This is a genomic window from Streptomyces sp. DH12 (assembly GCF_020873895.1).
GTDB lineage: Bacteria > Actinomycetota > Actinomycetes > Streptomycetales > Streptomycetaceae > Streptomyces.
The window spans coordinates 1-437 of sequence record NZ_JAHWGT010001206.1 but is presented as its reverse complement, the minus strand read 5'-3'; the positions used below and the strand labels follow the sequence as shown (position 1 = coordinate 437).

The window sequence follows — 437 nt, the reverse complement described above, 5'->3', positions numbered from 1 at the left end:
AGGTGTCGGCAGGGCTGCCCGCCTGGACGGCGCTGCTCGCGCTGTTCGGCTTCCTCGGCATCGCGGCCCTCGCCGCCGGGGTGCGGGCGCCCGCGGGCGGCGCGGAGTCGGCGGTGCCGATGCTGGTCGACCGGCTGATGCCGGGCCCGCTCGCCGGGCTGGTGTTCGGCTCGATCGTGGTCGGCGCGCTGGTCCCGGCGGCGGTGATGTCCATCGCCGCGGCCACCAGCTTCGTCCGCAACGTGTACGTCGAGTACGTCCATCCGACGGCCACGCCGAAACGGCAGGTGCGGGTCGCCAAGACGGTGTCGCTGACCGCGAAGCTCGGCGCGGTGGCGTTCGTGTTCGGGCTGCGCGACCAGGACGCGATCAACCTCCAGCTGCTCGGCGGGGTGTGGATCCTCCAGGTCTTCCCGGCGGTCGCCGTCGGGCTGTAC

At 73.7% G+C, this 437-nt stretch carries 1 pseudogene; it reads left to right on the top strand.

Features of this window, described 5'->3' with window-relative positions:
- Positions 1-437 (top strand): annotated as a pseudogene (locus tag LPA54_RS39270) (sodium:solute symporter); the annotation flags it as partial.